We start from the raw sequence: 20,959 nt of genomic DNA on the forward strand, positions 1-20,959 counted from the left end.
CCACAACCTTGCGGCGGCAGGCCGGTTATTTCTGCTTTTCGAAGCGATAGAACAGGTTCGGCTCACTGACCATGTACAGCGTGCCCTGCTCGTCCATGGTCACGCCCTCGGCGCGGGGAATGGTTTTCTTCAGGCCGTTGAAACCGCCGAGCAGGGTCATGAAGCTGACTTGTTCGCCCTTCTCGTCCAGCTCCAGCAGCAGGTGTGAATCAGCGGACAGCACCAGGGTATGGCCGGTACGCGGATCGACCGCCAGCGCCGAGAGGTTGCGGATGTCCAGCTCGTCGTTCGCCAGCTTCTGCTTGTCGCCGGAGAGGGTCTGGCTGCCGTCGCTCTTCCAGATGAACAACGCCGGGGGACGCTCTTCGCCCAGCAACAACTGGTGATTGCGCGGGTCCCAGGCAATCGCTTCGAAGGCCTTGTTCTGGTCCTTTGACGGGCCGAGGTCGTATTTCGGGAAATCGTCGCGCTTCAATTCGCGGGTCGCGGCGTCGACCTTGACGATGGACAGAATGTGCTCGCGCTCATCGACGATAGCCAGCAGGCCGTTACCCAGCACGGTCACGCCTTCCGGATTGCTCCAGCCCACCAGCGGCATCTTGCGCAACACGTCGCCCTGCAAAGTCAGTTCGACCAGGAACGGGTTCTTGCCCATCACCGAAAACAGGGTCTTGCTCTGCGAGTCGTAGGAGACGTCCGAGGCCTCGTCCTTTTCCATGCCCGGCAACAGCTTGGCATCAATCACCACGCGATAGTCGGGCAGCCAGATACTCGCCGTGCGTTCGGCCGGCGTTTCGAAGCGCTCGCGCACCCACAGCAGGCCCCGGTCATCCCAATGCATGGCATGCGCCAGACCGTAAGCGGCAGCGACCACCAGCAACAGCCAGTAATACCAGCGCAGGGCGAAACGTGAACGACGGGCAGGGGTGAGCGGAGTTTGAGATGACATCAGAGGACGCGTTCCGAAAATTCAGGCTATGGGTAATAGCACAAGGAGGCCGGCTCAGACGCCAGGATGACCGGAATTATCCGGACAAAATGTGAAAAAAACGGCAAATGGCGGGATTGCCTTATGCCTTTGAGAGCCGCAACACAAAACAACTGTGGGAGCGAGCCTGCTCCCACAGTTTTTTCAAGTGTTGCAGTCAGCGCACGCTGCTGGTGAATCGGCTTGCGCCCGGCAGTTCCAGCACAATGTCATCGCCGACGTTCAGCGGCCCCACGCCCACCGGCGTGCCGGTCAGGATCACGTCACCGGCCTGCAGCGAGAAGCAGCCGGCCATGTGCTGGATCATCGGCACGATCGGGTTGAGCATCGCGCTGCTGTTGCCGTCCTGGCGCACTTCGCCATTGATGGTCAGGCGGATGCCGATGTCGGTCAGGTCAGGGAATGTGCTGCCAACCACGAACGGTGCAATGACCGCCGCGCCGTCGAACGACTTGGCGACTTCCCACGGCAGGCCCTTGGACTTGAGTTCGGCCTGCTTGTCGCGCAGGGTCAGGTCCAGTGCCGGAGCAAAACCGGAGATGGCGTCCAGCACTTCTTCACGACTCGGTTTGGTCGACAGGGGCTTGCCGATCAATACAGCGATTTCCGCTTCGTAATGCACGGAGCCACGCTCGGTGGGAATGCTGAAACCGCCTTCCAGCGGCACCACGCAACTGCCCGGCTTGATGAACAGCAGCGGCTCGGTAGGGACCGGGTTGTCCAGTTCCTTGGCGTGTTCGGCGTAGTTACGGCCGATGCACACCACTTTCCCCAGCGGAAAATGAATCCGCGTACCGTCGACATACTGGTGCTGATAGCTCATTACCGACTCCTGCCTTCATTGATTCATCAGGGATTGCCAATCAAACCGCGAAGATCTTGCCCGGGTTCATGATGCCGTTCGGATCGAACACCGCCTTGACCGCTTTCATGTATTCGATTTCGACCGGCGAGCGGCTGTAGGTCAAGTAGTCGCGCTTGGTCATGCCCACGCCGTGTTCAGCGGAAATCGAACCGTTGTACTTCTCGACGGTTTCGAACACCCACTTGTTGACGGTGGCGCACTTGGCGAAAAACTCGTCCTTGCTCAGGTTGTCCGGTTTGAGGATGTTCAGGTGCAGGTTGCCGTCGCCGATGTGACCGAACCAAACGATTTCGAAGTCCGGATAGTGTTCGCCGACGATCGCGTCGATTTCCCGCAGGAATGCCGGAACTTTCGAGACGGTCACCGAGATATCGTTCTTGTACGGCGTCCAGTGGGAGATGGTTTCGGAGATGTACTCGCGCAACTTCCACAGGTTCTGCAACTGGGTTTCGCTCTGGCTCATCACGCCGTCCAGTACCCAACCCTGTTCCACGCAATGCTCGAAGGTTTCCAGGGCGCTGTTGGCCACTTCTTCGGTGGTCGCCTCGAATTCCAGCAAGGCGTAGAACGGGCAATCGGTCTCGAACGGGGCCGGGACATCGCCACGGCCCATGACCTTGGCCAGGGCCTTGTCGGAGAAGAATTCGAACGCGGTCAGGTCGAGTTTGCCCTGGAAGGCGTGCAGCACCGGCATGATCGAATCGAAATCGGCGGTGCCGAGGACCATTGCGGTCAGGTTTTTCGGCGCACGATCCAGGCGCATGGTGGCTTCGACCACGAAACCGAGGGTGCCTTCGGCGCCGATGAACAGCTGTCGCAGGTCATAACCGGTGGCGTTCTTGATCAGGTCTTTGTTGAGCTCCAGCACATCGCCCTTGCCCGTCACCACTTTCATGCCTGCGACCCAATTGCGGGTCATGCCGTAGCGAATGACCTTGATCCCGCCGGCATTGGTGCCGATATTGCCGCCAATCTGACTCGAACCAGCCGAAGCGAAGTCGACCGGGTAGTACAGGTCATGTTCTTCGGCAGCATTCTGCAGTTGCTCGGTGACCACGCCCGGCTGGCACACAGCGGTACGGTCGGTGAGGTTGATGTCGAGAATCTGGTTCATGTAGTCGAACGACACCACCACTTCGCCATTGGCGGCCACGGCCGCGGCGGAAAGCCCGGTGCGCCCGCCCGACGGCACCAGCGCCACTTTATGTTCGTTGGCCCAGCGGACGACGACCTGCACCTGTTCGATGGTCTTGGGGAACACGATGGCGCTGGGCGCCGGGGCGAAGTGTTTGGTCCAGTCCTTGCCGTAAGCGTTCAGGGAGTCGGCATCGGTCAGGACCTTGCCAGGCTCGACCAGGGTCTTCAGTTCATCAATCAGGACAGGATTGGTCATCGACGGAACTCTCGAACAATTCATGGTCATCCTGAGAACGCTTCACGTCGCAGGAATGAGTGTTTAGCGGGGCGGCTATGCTAGCATACCGACCCCGCAGGCCAGTGCCCAAGGCCGGTTCTGCGGTGACGGCTTTCTTGTCGTCCAGGTCAATGTCTGTTGACCATTTCCTGCCATTTTTCTCCGGGATACAGGTTTACGCAGATGAGCAAGACTTCTCTCGATAAGAGCAAGATCAAGTTCCTTCTTCTCGAAGGCGTCCACCAATCGGCTGTCGACGTCCTCAAGGCGGCGGGCTACACCAGCATCGAATACCTGACTGGCTCCCTGCCGGAAGACCAGCTCAAGGAAAAGATCGCTGACGCTCACTTCATCGGCATTCGCTCGCGCACCCAACTGACCGAAGAAATCTTCGATCACGCGAAGAAGCTGGTGGCAGTCGGCTGTTTCTGCATCGGCACCAACCAGGTTGACCTGAGTGCCGCCCGCGAGCGCGGTATCGCCGTGTTCAACGCGCCGTACTCCAACACCCGTTCCGTAGCGGAACTGGTGCTGGCCGAAGCCATCCTGCTGCTGCGCGGCATCCCTGAGAAAAACGCTTCCTGCCACCGTGGCGGCTGGATCAAGTCCGCCGCCAACTCCTTCGAGATCCGTGGCAAGAAACTGGGCATCGTCGGCTATGGCTCGATCGGTACTCAGCTGTCGGTCCTGGCCGAAGGTCTGGGCATGCAGGTGTTCTTCTACGACACCGTGACCAAGCTGCCCCTGGGCAACGCGACCCAGGTCGGCAACCTGCACGAGCTGCTGGGCATGTCGGACATCGTCACCCTGCACGTCCCGGAAACCGCTGCGACCCAGTGGATGATCGGCGAGAAGGAAATCCGCGCCATCAAGAAGGGCGGCATCCTGATCAACGCTGCACGCGGCACCGTGGTCGAGCTGGATCACCTGGCCGCTGCGATCAAGGACAAGCACCTGATCGGCGCCGCCATCGACGTGTTCCCGGTCGAGCCGCGCTCCAACGATGAAGAATTCGAAAGCCCGCTGCGTGGCCTGGACAACGTGATCCTGACCCCGCACATCGGCGGTTCCACCGCTGAAGCCCAGGCCAACATCGGTCTGGAAGTGGCAGAGAAACTGGTCAAGTACAGCGACAACGGTACGTCGGTATCGTCCGTGAACTTCCCGGAAGTGGCCCTGCCGGCTCACCCTGGCAAGCACCGCCTGCTGCACATCCACGAGAACATCCCGGGTGTGATGAGCGAGATCAACAAGGTCTTCGCCGAAAACGGCATCAACATCTCCGGTCAGTTCCTGCAGACCAACGAGAAGGTCGGTTACGTGGTGATCGACGTCGACGCCGAGTACTCGGAGCTGGCGCAAGAGAAGCTGCAACACGTCAACGGCACCATCCGTAGCCGCGTGCTGTTCTGATCAAGCGTTGAGCGACAAAAAAGGGAGCCCCTCGGGGCTCCCTTTTTCATGCACGCGGAAACGTCATTTGACGTTGACGGTGATTTTCTTCGACACGATCGGCGGATCGAAGGCCATGTGGCCGCTGTCACCCAGCTCCAGTTGCAAGGTGTGCTCGCCCGGTGCGAGTTTGATCTCGGCCTGGGTCTGCGCCTTGCCGAAGTGCATGTGGTTGGCGTCGGTCGGCACGACGGAACCGGCCGGCACGATTTCCTTGGCATCGATCAGCAGATGGTGATGACCAGTATTCTTGGTGACGTCACCGGCCGGTGCCAGCGCGATGTCCTTTACACCGAACTTGACCGTGAAGGTCTGCGGAACCGTGGCTCCGTCCTCGGGAGAAACGATGAACACTTCGGCGCCCTTCGGTGCCGGTGTGGCCGCACTGGCCAGTACCGAAACACCCATCAGCACACCGGCCAACGCTGCACGTGACATAAAGCTTTTCATTTTCTTCTCCAGTTTTTCCGTAAAATCGGCACGGTCATGACAACTTCATGACCATTCGTTGTCGAAGGCACTCGACAACCATAGCAAAGCGAGCCTGGAAAACAGGCCGCGACAATGATTTCAAAGGAGTGACCATGCGTTTTCTGCCTGGCCTGATCTGCCTGCTACCCCTTCTGAGCCCTCTGGCTCACGCCGAACTGATTGATGACGTCAACGACCGTGGCGAGTTGCGCATAGCCCTGGAGGCTAATACACCGCCCTTCAATTTCAAGGATGGTGACACACTCACGGGGTTCGAGGTCGAGCTTGGGCAACTGCTGGCCAACGAGCTGGATGTACGCGCCGACTTCATCGTCACGGACGAAGCCGATCTGCTCCAGGGCGTTGAAAGCGGCAAGTACGACGTCGCGCTCAACCACATAGCACTGACCCCGGAACTCAAGGATCGTTTCGACGTGAGCGAGCCTTACACGCAGGTCAATTCGCAATTGCTGGCGAAAAAGGACGAGCAGCCTCGGCCACTGGTGCTGGTGCAGGCGCTGACGGAAGAAAAGCCGAAAGTCGGCCCGCCGGTGGATCTGGCGATTCCGTTTCAGAAGGGCAACCCGGCGTTTCACGCGAGCCTGGAGAATGCCTTGCAGCGGATCAAGGCGGATGGGCGATTGGAGGCGTTGTCGAAGAAGTGGTTGAGTGTGCCGGCTGCGGAAAACTGAAGTGATCGTGACTAGTCGAGCAAGCTGAGGGCCTGTGCGGCTTCGGGCAGTTCCAGTTCGCTGAAGACCTGCACGCCATGACGCTTGAGCAACGCGGCGGTGACGCCCTCACCGCTGACCTTCACCCCACTGAACGTCCCGTCATAGGTCAGCAGATTGCCGCACGACGGACTGTTGGCCTTGAGCACCGCCACCCGAATCCCGTGCTTTTGCACCAGCGCCAGCGCCTGCCGCGCACCGTCGAGAAACTGCGCACTGACGTCTTCGCCCTCGGTGGTGATCACCGAGGCGAGCCCGTCCAGCACTTCGCTGCCCTGCCCGCCCGGAATTTCTGCCGCCGCCCGTGGCGTCGGCAAACCACCGGCGACTTCCGGGCACAGCGGCACTACGCGCCCTTCGGCAATCCACTGTTCCAGCAGATCGAACGGCCCGCTGGCCCCACCGTCGTAACGCACGCGATGGCCCAGCAGGCAGCGACTGACCAGAATCCTGTGCATCTCAGAACGGCTCGTTGCCACGGCGGCGGAACCAGCCTGTCAGCGACAGCCGCTCACGGTTGGCTGGCAACACTTCGTGAGGGACTTCGCCGGAGAGAAACACCACCAGACAACCGCCCGTTGGTTGCACGTCATGGACGCGATCATTCTCCAGATACATGCGCAACTGCCCGCCGTCTTCCGGCAGCCAGCCGTCATTGAGGTAGATCACCGCCGAGACCATGCGCCGGTCATCGTCGCGAAAACGGTCGACATGCTTGCGATAGAACGCACCCGGCGGGTACAGGGCGAAATGGCATTCGAAGTCTTCCAGCCCCAGGAACAGTCCGCGATTGAGCGCCTCGCGCAGGCTGTCCATCAGGTTCAGATAACGGTCGCTGGCCTCGGCCTGACCGGGATCGATCCATTGGATATGGTCGCCGCGAATGCCCTCGCGGACCTCCGAAAACGGCCCGCGTCCGACGCCCGCCGGTGCCAGTTCACCTTCGGCCTCACGTTTACGGCACTCGGCGGCCAGCGCGCGGGTCAGATCCGCAGGCAGGAATATGTTCTGCTGCGACCAGCCACGCTCGGCCAGGTCGTCGACGATACGTAACAGCAGCGGGTGTTCAGAGGATATTTGCATGGCGCGCATAGTATGCCTGCGGCAAGAATTCCGACAGAGCCACGCGGCGGCTTGATACGAATTCTCGACAAGTACTGGCACCGCACGGAGAATAGTCCGCTGCCGACAGGAGTCCCTATGCGCCGTTTGCTTTTTTCACTGTTGATGTTCTGCGTTTTGCCCGCCTGGGCAGACGGCCACGACCAGTTGTACAAGGTCGCCGGCTGGCCGGAACAACGCGCGCATTTCAATGACGCCCTGACTGCCGCGCAACAGCGTTACCAGAGCAGCCTGCCGCCGGCGGTGTTTCAGGCGTTGGTGAACAACAGCAATCAGCGCTTCGCGCCCCAGGCCGTGGACCGGCGCGCCGAAGCGCAACTGCGCAAGAACCTCGCCGATCCGCAGCCGGCCCTGTCGTTCTTTCAGTCACCGCTGGGCAAGAAGATCGTCGCCGCCGAACTGTTGGCGACCCGTCGCGATCAATTGGCGAAAAACGCCAAGGGCCTGCCGAAGATGCCGGCCAGCGACAGCCGCCTGCTGATCATCGGCCACCTCGCCCAGGCCCTGCCCGCCCGTGAAGCCGGTGCCGAAGTCAGCCTGGCGATTGCCGGCGTGGCGGCGGACAGTTTGAGCTCGATGATTCCCGGCCTGCTCGGTGGCGGTCAGGCCCAGGGCATGTTGAACGGTCAACGTCAGCGCCTGATGGATCAGATCGGTGCCGATCTGAACAACACGCTGCTGTACGTCTATCGCGACCTGTCGGATGAAGAGCTGGAAGAGTTCGCGACCTTTGCCGAATCCACCGAAGGCAAGGCCTACTATCAGGCCGCGCTGGCAGCGATCCGCGCCGGGCTGGCCGTGGGGCAAAGCACCTCGAACCTCAGCCAGTAAACTTTACGGCCTGACAGACCGCCTTCGCGAGCAAGCCCGCTCCCACATTCGACCGAGTTGATGCTGGATGAATACGGTTAAATGTGGGAGCGGGCTTGCTCGCGAAAGGGCCATCAGGATCACTAGGGGTTGCGGCCCTTGATCCGCTTGCTCAAGAACTCGAAATACTCCTCGCGCATTTCCGCCGTCTCATTGGCCAGGTGATGCCGCGCCTCGGCCAGCAGCAGAATCTGCGGCCGGTCGAATTTCCACTTCAATACTTGCAGGTTGTGCTGCCAGTCCACGGTCATGTCTGCCTGGCCCTGAACGATCAGCGGCCGGCGCGGGCTCTTCTTCGCGTATTCCACCCGTTTGATCCAGCGCGACAACGCCCCGACCCACGCGGTCGGCAAGCGTTTTGGCTGCAACGGATCGGCCTGCAGGAACGGCAGGAAGTCCGGGTCGTTGGAGTTCGCGCTGAAACGCCGGGCGATGCCCCTGACGAAGGGGCGCAACAGGTAATAACTGAACTGCGACCAACCCCAGGCACGCGGACGCACCAACGGCGCCAACAGAATCAGCTGCCCCTGGGCCGGGCTGTTTTCACCATGATTGAGCACGTGATCGACAATGATCGCCCCACCGGTGCTTTGCCCGCACAAGTGCCACGGCTGCGGCAACGCAATCGAGCGCGCCTCGGCGAACAGGCCTTGCAGCGCATCCTGATATTCCGAGAAATCGCGGATGCTCGCACGCGGCCCGCTCGACAGACCATGCCCCGGCAAATCGCAGGCAATCACCGCAAATCCCATATCCAGCGCCCATTCGATCACATGCCGGTAAAGACCGGTGTGGTCATAAAACCCGTGCACCAGAAACAGCGTGGCCCTGGCCGTTTGCGCCGGCCACCAGCAATGGCTTACGAGCTCATAGCCATCGATGTCGAACCGGCCCATGCCGCGCCAGACATCGCGCTCCGGAAAGTCGGTCTTGTAGAACCGCTGATACGCCTTCGCCTCCTCGGACAACGGCTGCCACTCGGCCAGAGGCTTGAGGCTCGCACGCAGATGATCGGGATCGAAGGCAGCAGACATGGGCAATTCCAATACGTTAAACGGACTTTATCGGCCTGCGATATTCATCTGTAGGAGCAAGCATGGCAAGCTAGCGCGCTCTTGAGGATCCAAAGCCATGCGTTCGCCCTACCGCACCGCACTGTTTGCCAGCCTGCTCGCCATCGTGTGTGCCGGCGTGCTGTGGGCCGCGTACGACTGGTTTCAGGGCCGCTATCTGCGGGCCTTCAGCGAACATACCGCGGTGTTTTCCGGCGATCCGCTGCGTCTGCCCGACGACCTCGCCGGCCCCGGCAATATCCGCCTGGTGCACTTCTGGGACCCGGCCTGCCCGTGCAACGTCGGCAATCAGCAGCACCTGACCGAGATGGTCGAACAGTTCGGCCCCAAGGGCGTCGAGTTCTTCGCGGTGCAGAAGGCCGGCAGCCACGGCCAGTTGCCCGCCACCCTCAGCAACCTCAAGACCATCGCGGTGCTGCCCGGCTCCGAACAGATTCCCGCGAGCCCGGCCGTGGCGATCTGGGATCGCAGCGGCCGACTGGCGTACTTCGGCCCCTACAGCGAAGGCCTGACGTGCAACTCCAGCAACAGCTTTATCGAACCGATCCTGCAAGCGTTGAGTGATGATCGTCCGGTCAATGCGACCCATACGCTGGCGGTCGGTTGCTACTGTCCGTGGCCGACGCACACGAAGTAAGGCATTCCGGACATTTCAAGGACGGCGATGCGCAGCACACGAGGCGTGTGCTAATTGTTTGCAGCCCGCACGGGCGGCAACCCCGAATGCACAAGGAGTCACCATGAAACGCGTCTTCACCGTTCTTGCCTTGCTCATCGTTGCACTGCTCGCCGCCGCCGGCTGGTACGTATACAGCAAGCAACCGACGCGTCAGGGCCAGGTGGAGTTGCGCAACCTGCAAGGCTCGGTGACCGTGCGTTACGACGAACGCGGCGTGCCGCACATCCGTGCCGAAAACGAAACCGACCTCTATCGCGCACTCGGTTATGTGCACGCCCAGGATCGGCTGTTCCAGATGGAATCCATGCGCCGTCTGGCCCGGGGCGAACTGGCCGAAGTGCTCGGACCGAAACTGCTCGACACCGACAAACTGTTTCGCAGCCTGCGCATTCGTGAACGCGCCGCCAGTTACGTGGCCGGCCTCGACAAACAGTCACCGGCGTGGAAGGCCCTGCAAGCCTATCTGGACGGGATCAATCAATATCAGGACTCGCACGCCGCCCCGGTCGAGTTCGACGTGCTGGGCATCCCCAAGCGGCCGTTCACCGCCGAAGACAGCATCAGTGTCGCCGGCTACATGGCCTACAGCTTTGCCGCCGCGTTTCGCACCGAACCGCTGCTGACCTATGTGCGCGATCAACTGGGGGCCGATTACCTCAATGTGTTTGATCTCGACTGGCAACCCAAGGGTGCGCTCGCCAAGGGCCACGCCAGCACCACACCGCCACTGGCTGCCGAAGACTGGAAGGATTTGAACGCCCTCGCCCGCCTCAGTGAACAAGCGCTGATCGACAACGGCCTGCCGCAGTTCGAAGGCAGCAACGCCTGGGTGATCGCCGGCAGTCGCAGCAAGGGCGGCAAGGCATTGTTGGCCGGTGACCCGCACATCCGTTTTTCGGTGCCGTCGGTGTGGTACGAAGCGCAGTTGTCGGCGCCGGGTTTTGAGCTTTACGGTCATCATCAGGCGCTGGTGCCGTTTGCGTTTCTGGGGCACAACCTGGATTTCGGCTGGAGCCTGACCATGTTCCAGAACGATGACCTGGACCTGATCGCCGAGAAGGTCAATCCGGACAATCCGAATCAGGTCTGGTACCACGGCCAGTGGACCGACATGGTCAGCACCGAGCAGCAGATCGCCGTGAAAGGCCAGGCGCCGGTGACCCTCACCCTGCGCCGGTCGCCCCACGGGCCGATCGTCAACGATGCCCTCGGTACAGCCGCCGGAAAAACCCCGATTGCCATGTGGTGGGCGTTCCTCGAAACGCCGAACCCGATCCTTGAAGGTTTCTACCAGCTCAACCGCGCCGACACCCTGGCCAAGGCCCGCGCCGCAGCGGCCAAGGTGCAGGCACCGGGATTGAACATCGTCTACGCCAATGCCAAGGGCGATATCGCCTGGTGGGCCTCGGCGCTGCTGCCCAAGCGCCCGGCCGGGGTCAAACCCGAGTTCATCCTCGATGGCAGCGGCAATCAGGCGGACAAGGACGGCTACTTCCCGTTCAGTGCCAACCCACAGGAGGAGAACCCGACGCGGGGTTATATCGTCTCGGCCAACTTCCAGCCCGTGTCGCCGACCGGCATGGAGATTCCCGGTTACTACAACCTCGCCGACCGTGGCCAGCAACTCAACCGCCAGCTCGCCGACAAGAATGTGAAGTGGGACAACGACGCCAACCAGAAGCTGCAACTGGGCACCACCACCGGTTATGGCCCGCGCGTGCTGGCGCCGTTGCTGTCGGTGTTGCGTGAAGTGGTGACCGATCCGGCGCAGCTGAAACTGGTCGAGCAACTGGCGCAGTGGCAAGGCGACTATCCGCTGGACTCGGTCAGTGCGACGGTGTTCAACCAGTTCCTCTACGACCTGGCCGACGCGGCGATGCGCGATGAGCTGGGCAACGACATGTTCGAGACCCTGCTGTCGACCCGCGTGCTCGATGCAGCGTTGCCGCGACTGGCAGCCAACGCCGACTCACCGTGGTGGGACAACCGCAACACCCCAGGCAAAGAGACCCGTGCCGACACCGTGCGCACCGCGTGGCAGGCGAGCATGGCGCACCTGAAGCAGACCCTCGGCGACGATGCTTCCGGCTGGCAATGGGGCAAGGCCCACACCCTGACCCATGGTCATCCGCTGGGCCAGCAGAAACCGCTGGATCGCATTTTCAACGTCGGTCCGTTCGCCGCACCGGGCTCCCATGAAGTGCCGAACAACCTCTCGGCGAAGATCGGCCCGGCGCCATGGCCGGTGACCTACGGGCCGTCGACGCGGCGGCTGGTGGACTTCGCAGATCCCGCTCACAGCCTGACCATCAACCCGGTCGGCCAGAGCGGCGTGCCGTTCGACAGCCACTACGACGATCAGGCGGAAGCCTATGTGGACGGGCTGTATGTGCAGGCGCATTTCAGTGATGAAGAGGTGACGGCGAATACGCGCAGTACCTTGAAGCTGTTGCCGGCGCGAGCGGCGCCATAAGCGCCGCTCAAACCATCGCCGCAAAATTCAGCCGAAACTGCTGCGCCGTCACCCCCAACCGCCGGCTGAACACGCTGCGCATATGTTGCGCATCGCGAAACCCGCATTGATACGCGACGGTCTTCAGCGGCGCCGTGGTGCTTTCGAGCATCACCCGCGCCGCATCCACTCGCGCCCGTTCGACGAATTCCGCCGGGGTGACTTTCGCTTCGCGAGCAAACACCCGGGAGAAATTCCGCGCACTCATATTCGCCGCCTTCGCCAGGTCGGCGATGGTCAGGTCGCCGGTGAGATTGGCCAGCACATACAGCTGCACCATCGCCACCGCCGACGTCGGTTCGGCGTGGGGCGTGAGGAACGGACTGAACTGCGACTGCCCGCCCGAGCGCTGGGTGAACACCACCAGCCGCTTGGCCACACTCAGCGCCACCTCGGCCCCGTAATCACGCGCCAGCAGGTACAACGACAGATCGATCCCCGCCGTCACCCCCGCCGAGGTGTAGAGCTGGCCATCCTCGACGTACAGCCGATCGGCCTCGACCCGGCTCGACGGGCACAGCTGCGCCAGCGCCTCGGCGTCATTCCAGTGAGTGGTGACCGTGCGCCCCTCCAGCAACCCGGCACGGGCGAGCATGAACGCACCGTTGCAGATCGAGCCGAACCGCCGCGCCCGTCCACAGGCCTCGCGCAGCCAGACATCGAACGCCTCGCCGAAATCCAGGAACGGTAACTGCGGCCCGCCCGCCACCAGCAGCAAGTCATAAGCCTGCGACGCTTCGCTGTAATGCCGATGCGCACTCAGGGTCAGCCCGTTGGAACACGGCATCGGCCCGCGCTCGACGCCGATCACTTCGAGCCGGTAATGATCCTCCGGCGCCAGGAAGCGGTTGGCCTCGGCGAACACGTCCATCGGCCCGCTGACGTCCAGCGCCTGCACGCCGGGGAACACCACGATGGCGACGGTTTTGTTCATGGCAATGAAGGCTCCGGGGGAATGGCGGATCAGCGCCAACCCTAGCCAATCCGCGCAGCAGAAGCGAGCTGGCACGATTTGCAGGTGCAATGGCAAGGATCGCAGCCATGGATCGATTGTCCGGTTTTACCTCCGGGAACAGACTTTCCCCCATCAGCGCCGTGACGGCGTTTTCGACGAGGAAGCTCAACATGACCACGACCATCGCCGGTATCCGGATCCCCGACAGCGCCCTTGCCCGGGCCACAACCGAGTACATTCGCGACATCGAATCCGACCTGCTTTACCACCACTCGCGCCGTGTGTTTCTGTTCGGTGCCTTGAGCGGCGAGCGCCGTCAACTGGCCTACGATCCGGAGCTGCTGTACGTCGGCGCGATGTTCCACGATCTGGGTCTGGTCGAGGGTCACCGCAGCGATGACGAGCGTTTCGAAGTCGATGGCGCCAACGCCGCGGCGGCGTTTCTCAAACCTTACGGGCTGAGCGATGACGACATCGAACAAGTCTGGCTGTCGATCGCCCTGCACACCACGCCGGGCGTACCGAAGCATCTGCGTCCGACCGTGGCGCTGGTGACGGCGGGTGTCGAGATGGATGTGCTGGGCATGGACTACGCGGCGTTCACCACGGTGCAGCGTGAGGCGGTGGTGCATGCGCATCCACGGGGCGAAGGCTTCAAGGAGTGCATCATCTGCGCGTTCGCCGATGGCTTGCGCCATCGTCCGCAGACCACGTTCGGCAATGTAAAAACCGATGTGCTGAAAGATCAGGCGCCGGGGTTCAAGCCGATGAACTTCGTCGAGGTCATCCGCAGTTCTCCGTGGACTTCCTGATCACCACAAAACACTGTGGGAATGGGGCTGATCACACAGTTGTGATCAACCCCGCTGGCTTAAGCCACTTCCGGCGTCGGCGCCCGGCGCACGTCCGGTTGCTTCCACGAATCGGCAGCGCTTTCTTCGATGGCTTGCTGGATTGCCTTGCGGCGCGCTTCTTCGGCACGGCGGCTGAAGAACCAGACCATGAAGGTCACCAGCGACACCGCCAGCAGAATCAGGCTGGCCACGGCATTGATCTCGGGCTTCACGCCCAGACGCACCGCCGAGAACACTTCCATCGGCAGGGTCGTCGAACCCGGGCCGGAGACGAAGCTGGCCAGCACTAGGTCGTCCAGCGACAGGGCGAACGACATCATGCCGCCCGCCGCCAGCGACGGCGCGATCATCGGGATGGTGATCAGGAAGAACACCTTCCACGGCCGCGCACCCAGATCCATCGCCGCTTCTTCGATCGACAGGTCCAGCTCACGCAGACGCGCCGACACCACCACCGCCACATACGCCGCACAGAACGTCGTGTGGGCGATCCAGATGGTGACGATGCCACGCTCCTGCGGCCAGCCGATCATCTGCGCCATCGCCACAAACAGCAGCAACAGCGACAGACCGGTAATCACCTCGGGCATCACCAGCGGCGCGGTGACCAGGCCACCGAACAGCGTGCGGCCCTTGAACCGGGTGATGCGGGTCAGGACGAACGCCGCCAGCGTACCCAGCGCCACCGCCGCGACGGCGGTGTAGCAGGCGATTTCCAGCGAACGCACCACCGAGCCCATCAGTTGGGTGTTGTCGAGCAGGCCGACGTACCACTTGATCGACCAGCCGCCCCACACCGTCACCAGTTTCGAGGCGTTGAACGAGTAGATCACCAGGATCAGCATCGGCAGGTAGATGAACAACAGGCCGAGCACCAGCATCAGGCTGGAGAAACGGAAGCGCTTCATTCTTTACCCTCCATTTCCTTGGCCTGACTGCGGTTGAACAGGATGATCGGCACGATCAGGATCGCCAGCATCACCACCGCCAGGGCGGACGCCACCGGCCAGTCACGGTTGTTGAAGAACTCTTGCCAGAGCACTTTACCGATCATCAGGGTTTCCGGACCGCCGAGCAGTTCCGGAATCACGAACTCGCCCACCACCGGGATGAACACCAGCATGCAGCCGGCGATGATGCCGTTCTTGGACAGCGGAACAGTGATTTTCCAGAAGCTGTTGAAGGTGCTCGAACCCAGGTCGGACGCGGCCTCCAGCAGGCTGGTGTCGTGCTTCACCAGGTTGGCGTACAGCGGCAGGATCATGAACGGCAGGTACGAATAGACGACGCCGATGTACACCGCCAGGTTGGTGTTGAGGATCTGCAGCGGTTCGTCGATCAAGCCCATGCTCATCAGGAAACCGTTGAGCAGGCCGTTGTTGCTGAGGATGCCCATCCACGCATAGACGCGGATCAGGATCGCGGTCCAGGTCGGCATCATGATCAGCAGCACCAGCACCGTCTGCACTTCCTTGCGGGCACTGGCGATGGCGTAGGCCATCGGGTAGCCGATCAGCAGGCACAGCAGCGTGCTGAAGAACGCCATTTTCAGCGAACCGAGGTACGCCGAAATGTACAGTTCGTCGTCGCCGAGCATCGCGTAGTTGCCCAGGTTCAGCAGCAGTTGCAGCTTCTGCTCGGCGTAGGTGTAGATCTCGGTGTACGGCGGGATGGCCACGTCCGCTTCGGCGAAGCTGATCTTCAGGACGATGAAGAACGGCAGCATGAAGAACAGGAACAGCCAGATGAACGGAACCCCGATGACCAGCTGACGGCCACCGGGAATTATTCGATTGAGCCGGCGTTTGAATTTGCGCATGTTCATGAGCGAAGTACCACGCCGCTGTCGTCTTCCCACCACACGTAGACCTGATCGCCCCAGGTCGGACGTGCGCCACGGCGTTCGGCGTTGGCCACGAAGGACTGCACCAGTTTGCCGCTCGGCAGTTCGACGTAGAACACCGAGTGCCCGCCGAGGTAAGCGATGTCGTGCACCTTGCCGCTCGACCAGTTGTATTCGCAGGTCGGCATTTCGGCGGTGACCAGCAGTTTTTCCGGACGGATCGCGTAGGTCACGGACTTGTCCTGCACCGAGGTGCTGATGCCGTGGCCGACGTAGATCTGCCGGTCGAGGTCCTTGCAGGTGATGGTCGCGTGGCCTTCGGCGTCGTCGATCACTTCGCCTTCGAAGATGTTCACGTTGCCGATGAATTCGCAGACCAGACGGCTGGTCGGGGTTTCGTAGATGTCGATCGGGCTGCCGATCTGGGCGATCCAGCCCAGATGCATGATCGCGATGCGCTCGGCCATCGTCATGGCCTCTTCCTGGTCGTGGGTCACCATCACGCAGGTCACGCCGACGCGCTCGATGATTTCCACCAGCTCCAGCTGCATCTGCGAACGCAGTTTCTTGTCCAGTGCGCCCATCGGCTCGTCGAGCAGCAGCAGCTTCGGACGCTTGGCCAGGGAACGGGCGAGTGCCACACGCTGACGCTGACCGCCGGACAACTGGTGCGGCTTGCGCTTGGCGTACTGGCTCATCTGTACCAGTTTGAGCATCTCGGCCACACGGGCGTCGATCTCGGCTGCCGGGATCTTGTCCTGCTTGAGGCCGAACGCGATGTTCTGCGCCACGGTCATGTGCGGGAACAGGGCATACGACTGGAACATCATGTTGATCGGTCGCTCGTACGGCGGCATGTCGGTGATGTCGACGCCGTCGAGGAAAATGCGCCCCTCCGTGGGCCGTTCGAACCCTGCCAGCATCCGCAGCAGAGTGGATTTGCCCGATCCCGAACCGCCGAGCAGGGCGAAGATCTCGCCCTTCTTGATTTCCAGGGACACATCGTCCACGGCAACCGTCTCGTCGAACTTCTTCGTGACCCGGTCGATTTTAACCAGCACCTGTTTCGGTGTCTGGTCGCCCTCGAGGGCTTTCTTATAGGCGCCGGAGGCAACTGCCATTTACGAAACTCCCAGAAAAAAGAGTGCAGTTCGCCCACGCAAGACGAACCCAGGATGATTTGCGCGTTATTTACCCGACTTGACCTTGGTCCAGCTACGGGTCATCAAACGCTGAATATTCGGTGGCAACTCGATGGACACATAGGTCTTGTCGAGGACGGCCTGCGGTGGATAAACCGCTTCGTCGGTGCGAATGGACTGCTCCATCAGCTTGTCCGAACCCGGGTTGGGGTTGGCGTAACCGACGTAATCACTGACCTGGGCAATCACCTCAGGTTTCAGCAAATAGTTGATGAAGGCGTGGGCCTCTTTGACGTTGGCCGAATCCTTCGGAATCGCCAGCATGTCGAACCAGAGCGCGCCGCCCTCTTTCGGGATGGCGTAGGCGATGTTGACGCCTTTCCTGGCTTCTTCGGCACGGTGCTTGGCCTGGAAGATATCGCCGGAGAACCCGATGGCCACACAGATGTCGCCGTTGGCCAGATCACCGATGTATTTCGAGGAGTGGAAGTAGGTCACGTACGGACGCACCGCCAGTAATTTGGCCGTGGCTTTCTCGTAATCCTTGGGATTGGTGCTGTTGGCGTTCAAGCCCATGTAGTTAAGCACGGTCGGCATCATTTCATCGGCCGAATCGAGGAACGCCACGCCGCAGCTGTGCAGCTTCTTGATGTTCTCGGGTTCGAACAGCACGCTCCAGGAGTCGATCTTGTCGACACCGAGCACGGCTTTCACTTTATCGACGTTGTAGCCGATGCCGTTGGTGCCCCACAGGTACGGAACGGCGTACTGGTTGCCCGGGTCGTTCTGTTCCAGGCGCTTGAGCAGCACCGGGTCGAGATTGGCGTAGTTCGTCAGCTGCGCCTTGTCGAGCTTCTGGAACGCGCCCGCCTTGATCTGCTTGCCGAGGAAGTGGTTCGACGGCACGACCACATCGTAACCGGTACGCCCGGCAAGCAGTTTGCCTTCCAGGGTTTCGTTGGAATCGAACACGTCGTAGACCGGTTTGATCCCGGTTTCTTTCTGGAAATCGGCCAGGGTGGTCTCGCCGATGTAATCCGACCAGTTATAAATATGCACAGTACCGGCAGCTTGGGCACCGACAACGAACGTCAGGCCGGCAGCGGCCAGCAGGGCATTGCGCAAAGAAGAAAAAATAGGCAAGTGGAGGTCCTCTGATTGAGTTGGGCCCAAGTTGCCCCGCGCTGCATGACAGTCACGGTTGCCCGGCAACAAAACCGGCGCGCAACTTACCTTCGAAAAACCGTTCCAGCAAAACTTTCTGTCATTTAATTGCACCGCTGGCCGCCCTGGTGAAGGCGACGGCCAGCGGTTGCGGCTTCAAACCGGCTTATTTGCCGGATTTGATCTTGGTCCAGCTGCGCGTCATTTCACGCTGGGTCGCCGCCGGCAGATCGGCGATGGCATACAGCTTGGCCTGCACGTCGGCTGGCGGGTAGATGCCTGGATCACTGGTGATGTCTTTCTCTACCAGCGCTGTTGCAGCAGCGTTACCGTTCGGGAAACGTACGGCGTTGGTGATGCTGGCCATGACTTCAGGCTTCTGCAGGAAGGTCATGAACTTGTAGGCGCCTTCAACGTTTTCGGCATCCTTGGGGATGGCGACCATGTCGAAGAAGCTGCCAGCGCCTTCCTTCGGAATGGCGTAGCTGACTTTCACCTTGTCACCGGCCTCGGCGGCACGGGACTTGGCCTGCTGCACGTCACCCGAGTAGCCGACCGCTACGCAGATGTTGCCGTTGGCCAGGTCCGAGATGTACTTGGACGAGTGGAAGTAGGTGATCGAAGGACGAATCTTGAGGAACAGATCCTCGGCTTTCTTGATGTCTTCTTTCTTCTGGGAGTCGGTTGGCAGGCCCAGGTAGTGCAGCGCGACCGGGAGCATTTCGGTCGGCGAATCGAGGAAGCTCACGCCGCAGCCCTTGAGCTTGGCGATGTTTTCCGGCTTCAGCAGTACGTCCCAGGAATCGATCTTGTCGACGCCCAGCGCAGCCTTGACCTTCTCCGGGTTGTAGCCGATGCCGATCGAACCCCACATGTACGGGAAGGCGTGCTTGTTGTCCGGGTCGCTGACCGATACGGCCTTGAGCAGGTCCTGGTTGAGGTTCTTCCAGTTAGGCAGCTTGGAGCGATCCAGTTCCTGGTACACACCGGCCTTGATCTGCTTGGCCAGGAAGTTGTTGGACGGCACGACCACGTCGTAGCCGGACTTGCCCGCCAGCAGCTTGGCTTCCAGGGTTTCGTTGGAGTCGAATACGTCGTAGACCACCTTGATCCCCGACTCTTTCTCGAAGTTCGCGATGGTGTCCGGAGCGATGTAGTCAGACCAGTTGTAGACGTGCAGCACTTTGTCGTCCGCGTGAACCGCGCCCGCCATCATGCCCGCGACGGACAGGGCCAGAAGAGTCTTGCCAGCAAGCTTTTTACCTAATGCCTTCATGCGTCATGCTCCAAATTTTTCTTTTTTGAACCACTTTGTTCAGCGGCCGAACCCGGACAACTGGAACCGCGGCTAGTCTGGCAAGATACGAGGCGGTCTTTCAAGAAAAGACCAGCCTTTGCAACTGCTCCGAGCGACAGCGCAACAGCTCCATCGCTCAGAGCCTAGCACTTAGCCCTGCAATGCACTGAGGGTCAGGTCCAGGCATTTGCGTGCCTTGGTCACCAGTTCATCGATCTCCGCCTTGCTGATCACCAGCGGCGGCGCAATGATCATGGTGTCGCCCACGGCGCGCATGATCAGTCCGTTGTCGAAGCAGAACTGGCGGCAGATCATGCCCACACCCTTGCCTTCGTAACGCTTGCGAGTGGCCTTGTCCTGCACCAGCTCGATGGCCCCCAGCAGACCGACTCCGCGCACTTCCCCCACCAACGGGTGATCGTTCAGCTCGCGCAGACGTTTCTGCAAATACGGTGCCGTTTCTTCGTGGACGCGCTCGATGATTTTCTCTTCGCGCAGAATCCGGATGTTTTCCAGACCCACCGCCGCTGCCACCGGGTGACCGGAGTAGGTGAAACCGTGGTTGAAATCGCCGCCCTCGTTGAGCACCGCCACCACTTCGTCACGCACGATCAGGCCACCCATCGGGATGTAACCGGACGTCAGGCCTTTGGCGATGGTCATCATGTGCGGCTTGAGGTCGTAGAAATCGCTGCCGAACCATTCGCCGGTACGGCCGAAACCGCAGATCACTTCATCGGCCACGAACAGGATGTCGTACTTGGCGAGGATTTCCTTGATGCGCGGCCAGTAGGTGTCTGGCGGAATGATCACGCCGCCGGCGCCCTGGATCGGCTCGGCAATGAAGGCCCCGACGTTGTCCACGCCGACTTCCAGAATCTTCTCTTCCAGTTGATTGGCCGCCCAGATCCCGAATTCTTCCGGGGTCATGTCGCCGCCTTCGGCGAACCAGTACGGCTGGGCGATGTGGACGATGCCCGGAATCGGCAGGTCGCCCTGTTCGTGCATATAAGTCATGCCGCCGAGGCTCGCACCGGCCACGGTGGAACCGTGGTAGCCGTTCTTGCGGCTGATGATGACCTTCTTGTTCGGCTGGCCCTTGATCGCCCAGTAGTGGCGAACCATGCGCAGCATGGTGTCGTTGCCTTCGGAGCCGGAACCGGTGAAGAACACGTGGTTCATGCCTTCCGGCGCCACGTCGGCGATGGCCTTGGCCAGTTCCAGCGCCGGCGGGTGGGCGGTCTGGAAGAACAGGTTGTAATAAGGCAGTTCGCGCATTTGCTTGGCGGCCGCATCGGCCAGCTCATCGCGCCCATAACCGATCGCCACACACCACAGACCCGCCATGCCATCGAGGATCTTGTTGCCCTCGCTGTCCCACAGGTACACGCCCTTGGCGTTGGTGATGATCCGTGGACCCTTTTCTTTCAGCTGCTTGAAGTCGCTGAACGGGGCCAGGTGGTGCTCGCTGCTGAGGGCTTGCCACTCACGGGTTTGCGGGTTGTTGCTGGTCATGCCAATTCTCCT

Annotated in this window: 20 protein-coding genes; 6 read left to right on the forward strand and 14 right to left on the reverse strand. The window is 61.1% G+C overall.

Translation table 11 applies throughout. From position 1 onward, the window contains the following. Nucleotides 1-25: 25 nt before the first annotated feature. The 3 genes from J5M72_RS01475 to J5M72_RS01485 form a co-directional block, all read right to left on the reverse strand. A complete protein-coding gene (locus J5M72_RS01475) occupies nucleotides 26-949 on the reverse strand; it encodes an SdiA-regulated domain-containing protein (protein ID WP_207863822.1) in 924 nt (307 codons plus the stop codon). 196 nt (nucleotides 950-1,145) lie between these two features. Continuing rightward, entirely contained in the window at nucleotides 1,146-1,811 is a 666-nt protein-coding gene (locus tag J5M72_RS01480; protein WP_207863823.1) for a fumarylacetoacetate hydrolase family protein, read from the reverse strand. Nucleotides 1,812-1,851: 40 nt separating this feature from the next. After that, the gene (locus J5M72_RS01485; protein WP_207863824.1) at nucleotides 1,852-3,246 is read right to left on the reverse strand and encodes an FAD-binding oxidoreductase; all 1,395 of its coding nucleotides are present in this window, start codon (nucleotides 3,244-3,246) and stop codon (nucleotides 1,852-1,854) included. 204 nt (nucleotides 3,247-3,450) lie between these two features. Between J5M72_RS01485 and serA the strand changes: the two genes are divergently transcribed. Beyond that, nucleotides 3,451-4,680: a phosphoglycerate dehydrogenase gene (gene serA / locus J5M72_RS01490; protein WP_169432351.1), complete on the forward strand. Its 1,230-nt coding sequence runs from the start codon at nucleotides 3,451-3,453 to the stop codon at nucleotides 4,678-4,680. Nucleotides 4,681-4,743: 63 nt separating this feature from the next. Here serA and J5M72_RS01495 read toward each other — a convergent pair whose 3' ends face one another. Next, nucleotides 4,744-5,169, reverse strand: coding sequence for a DUF4399 domain-containing protein (locus J5M72_RS01495; RefSeq protein ID WP_207863825.1), 426 nt, complete (start codon nucleotides 5,167-5,169; stop codon nucleotides 4,744-4,746). A 134-nt stretch (nucleotides 5,170-5,303) separates the two neighbouring features. On the opposite strand from J5M72_RS01495, the gene J5M72_RS01500 reads away from it, so the two are divergent. Then, complete coding sequence (locus tag J5M72_RS01500; RefSeq protein ID WP_207863826.1) at nucleotides 5,304-5,882, forward strand: transporter substrate-binding domain-containing protein; 579 nt, start codon at nucleotides 5,304-5,306, stop codon at nucleotides 5,880-5,882. An 11-nt stretch (nucleotides 5,883-5,893) separates the two neighbouring features. Here J5M72_RS01500 and J5M72_RS01505 read toward each other — a convergent pair whose 3' ends face one another. Further along, on the reverse strand, nucleotides 5,894-6,379 hold the full coding sequence (locus J5M72_RS01505; protein WP_207863827.1) for a DUF523 domain-containing protein: 486 nt from the start codon (nucleotides 6,377-6,379) through the stop codon (nucleotides 5,894-5,896). Between the two features lies 1 nt (nucleotide 6,380). Continuing rightward, the gene (locus J5M72_RS01510) at nucleotides 6,381-7,013 is read right to left on the reverse strand and encodes a 2OG-Fe(II) oxygenase (RefSeq protein WP_169432355.1); all 633 of its coding nucleotides are present in this window, start codon (nucleotides 7,011-7,013) and stop codon (nucleotides 6,381-6,383) included. Nucleotides 7,014-7,121: 108 nt separating this feature from the next. Here J5M72_RS01510 and J5M72_RS01515 point away from each other — a divergent pair, with 108 nt between their 5' ends. Beyond that, nucleotides 7,122-7,874 carry a DUF2059 domain-containing protein gene (locus J5M72_RS01515; RefSeq protein WP_207863828.1) on the forward strand — a complete coding sequence of 251 codons (753 nt, stop codon included), beginning with the start codon at nucleotides 7,122-7,124 and terminating at the stop codon, nucleotides 7,872-7,874. Nucleotides 7,875-7,996: 122 nt separating this feature from the next. Here J5M72_RS01515 and J5M72_RS01520 read toward each other — a convergent pair whose 3' ends face one another. Further along, nucleotides 7,997-8,947 (reverse strand): alpha/beta hydrolase, encoded by a 951-nt coding sequence (locus J5M72_RS01520; RefSeq protein WP_207863829.1) that lies wholly within the window; start codon nucleotides 8,945-8,947, stop codon nucleotides 7,997-7,999. Between the two features lie 97 nt (nucleotides 8,948-9,044). On the opposite strand from J5M72_RS01520, the gene J5M72_RS01525 reads away from it, so the two are divergent. Together J5M72_RS01525 and J5M72_RS01530 are read left to right on the forward strand one after the other, a co-directional pair. Then, nucleotides 9,045-9,623 (forward strand): DUF6436 domain-containing protein, encoded by a 579-nt coding sequence (locus tag J5M72_RS01525; RefSeq protein ID WP_207863830.1) that lies wholly within the window; start codon nucleotides 9,045-9,047, stop codon nucleotides 9,621-9,623. A 103-nt stretch (nucleotides 9,624-9,726) separates the two neighbouring features. Next, the gene (locus tag J5M72_RS01530) at nucleotides 9,727-12,138 is read left to right on the forward strand and encodes a penicillin acylase family protein (protein WP_207863831.1); all 2,412 of its coding nucleotides are present in this window, start codon (nucleotides 9,727-9,729) and stop codon (nucleotides 12,136-12,138) included. A 7-nt stretch (nucleotides 12,139-12,145) separates the two neighbouring features. On the opposite strand, the gene J5M72_RS01535 is transcribed toward J5M72_RS01530, so the two are convergent. Then, nucleotides 12,146-13,111 carry a GlxA family transcriptional regulator gene (locus tag J5M72_RS01535; RefSeq protein WP_207863832.1) on the reverse strand — a complete coding sequence of 322 codons (966 nt, stop codon included), beginning with the start codon at nucleotides 13,109-13,111 and terminating at the stop codon, nucleotides 12,146-12,148. A 191-nt stretch (nucleotides 13,112-13,302) separates the two neighbouring features. Between J5M72_RS01535 and J5M72_RS01540 the strand changes: the two genes are divergently transcribed. After that, entirely contained in the window at nucleotides 13,303-13,944 is a 642-nt protein-coding gene (locus tag J5M72_RS01540) for an HD domain-containing protein (RefSeq protein WP_207863833.1), read from the forward strand. A 59-nt stretch (nucleotides 13,945-14,003) separates the two neighbouring features. On the opposite strand, the gene J5M72_RS01545 is transcribed toward J5M72_RS01540, so the two are convergent. From J5M72_RS01545 to J5M72_RS01570, 6 genes are all read right to left on the reverse strand, one after another. Further along, nucleotides 14,004-14,894 carry an ABC transporter permease subunit gene (locus tag J5M72_RS01545; protein ID WP_207863834.1) on the reverse strand — a complete coding sequence of 297 codons (891 nt, stop codon included), beginning with the start codon at nucleotides 14,892-14,894 and terminating at the stop codon, nucleotides 14,004-14,006. Beyond that, nucleotides 14,891-15,772: an ABC transporter permease subunit gene (locus J5M72_RS01550; RefSeq protein ID WP_170931574.1), complete on the reverse strand. Its 882-nt coding sequence runs from the start codon at nucleotides 15,770-15,772 to the stop codon at nucleotides 14,891-14,893. The genes J5M72_RS01545 and J5M72_RS01550 overlap by 4 nt, the downstream gene beginning before the upstream one ends. A gap of 35 nt (nucleotides 15,773-15,807) precedes the next feature. Next, nucleotides 15,808-16,950: a polyamine ABC transporter ATP-binding protein gene (gene potA, locus J5M72_RS01555; protein ID WP_169432363.1), complete on the reverse strand. Its 1,143-nt coding sequence runs from the start codon at nucleotides 16,948-16,950 to the stop codon at nucleotides 15,808-15,810. Between the two features lie 66 nt (nucleotides 16,951-17,016). Further along, the gene (locus tag J5M72_RS01560; RefSeq protein ID WP_207863835.1) at nucleotides 17,017-18,114 is read right to left on the reverse strand and encodes a polyamine ABC transporter substrate-binding protein; all 1,098 of its coding nucleotides are present in this window, start codon (nucleotides 18,112-18,114) and stop codon (nucleotides 17,017-17,019) included. A 187-nt stretch (nucleotides 18,115-18,301) separates the two neighbouring features. Further along, nucleotides 18,302-19,411, reverse strand: coding sequence for a polyamine ABC transporter substrate-binding protein (locus J5M72_RS01565; protein ID WP_169432365.1), 1,110 nt, complete (start codon nucleotides 19,409-19,411; stop codon nucleotides 18,302-18,304). 171 nt (nucleotides 19,412-19,582) lie between these two features. Further along, nucleotides 19,583-20,947: an aspartate aminotransferase family protein gene (locus J5M72_RS01570; protein WP_207863836.1), complete on the reverse strand. Its 1,365-nt coding sequence runs from the start codon at nucleotides 20,945-20,947 to the stop codon at nucleotides 19,583-19,585. Between the last annotated feature and the right edge of the window lie 12 nt (nucleotides 20,948-20,959).

The sequence above is a fragment of the Pseudomonas sp. 58(2021) genome, assembly GCF_017491585.1.
In the GTDB taxonomy this organism is placed as follows: Bacteria; Pseudomonadota; Gammaproteobacteria; order Pseudomonadales; family Pseudomonadaceae; genus Aquipseudomonas; species Aquipseudomonas fluorescens_BT.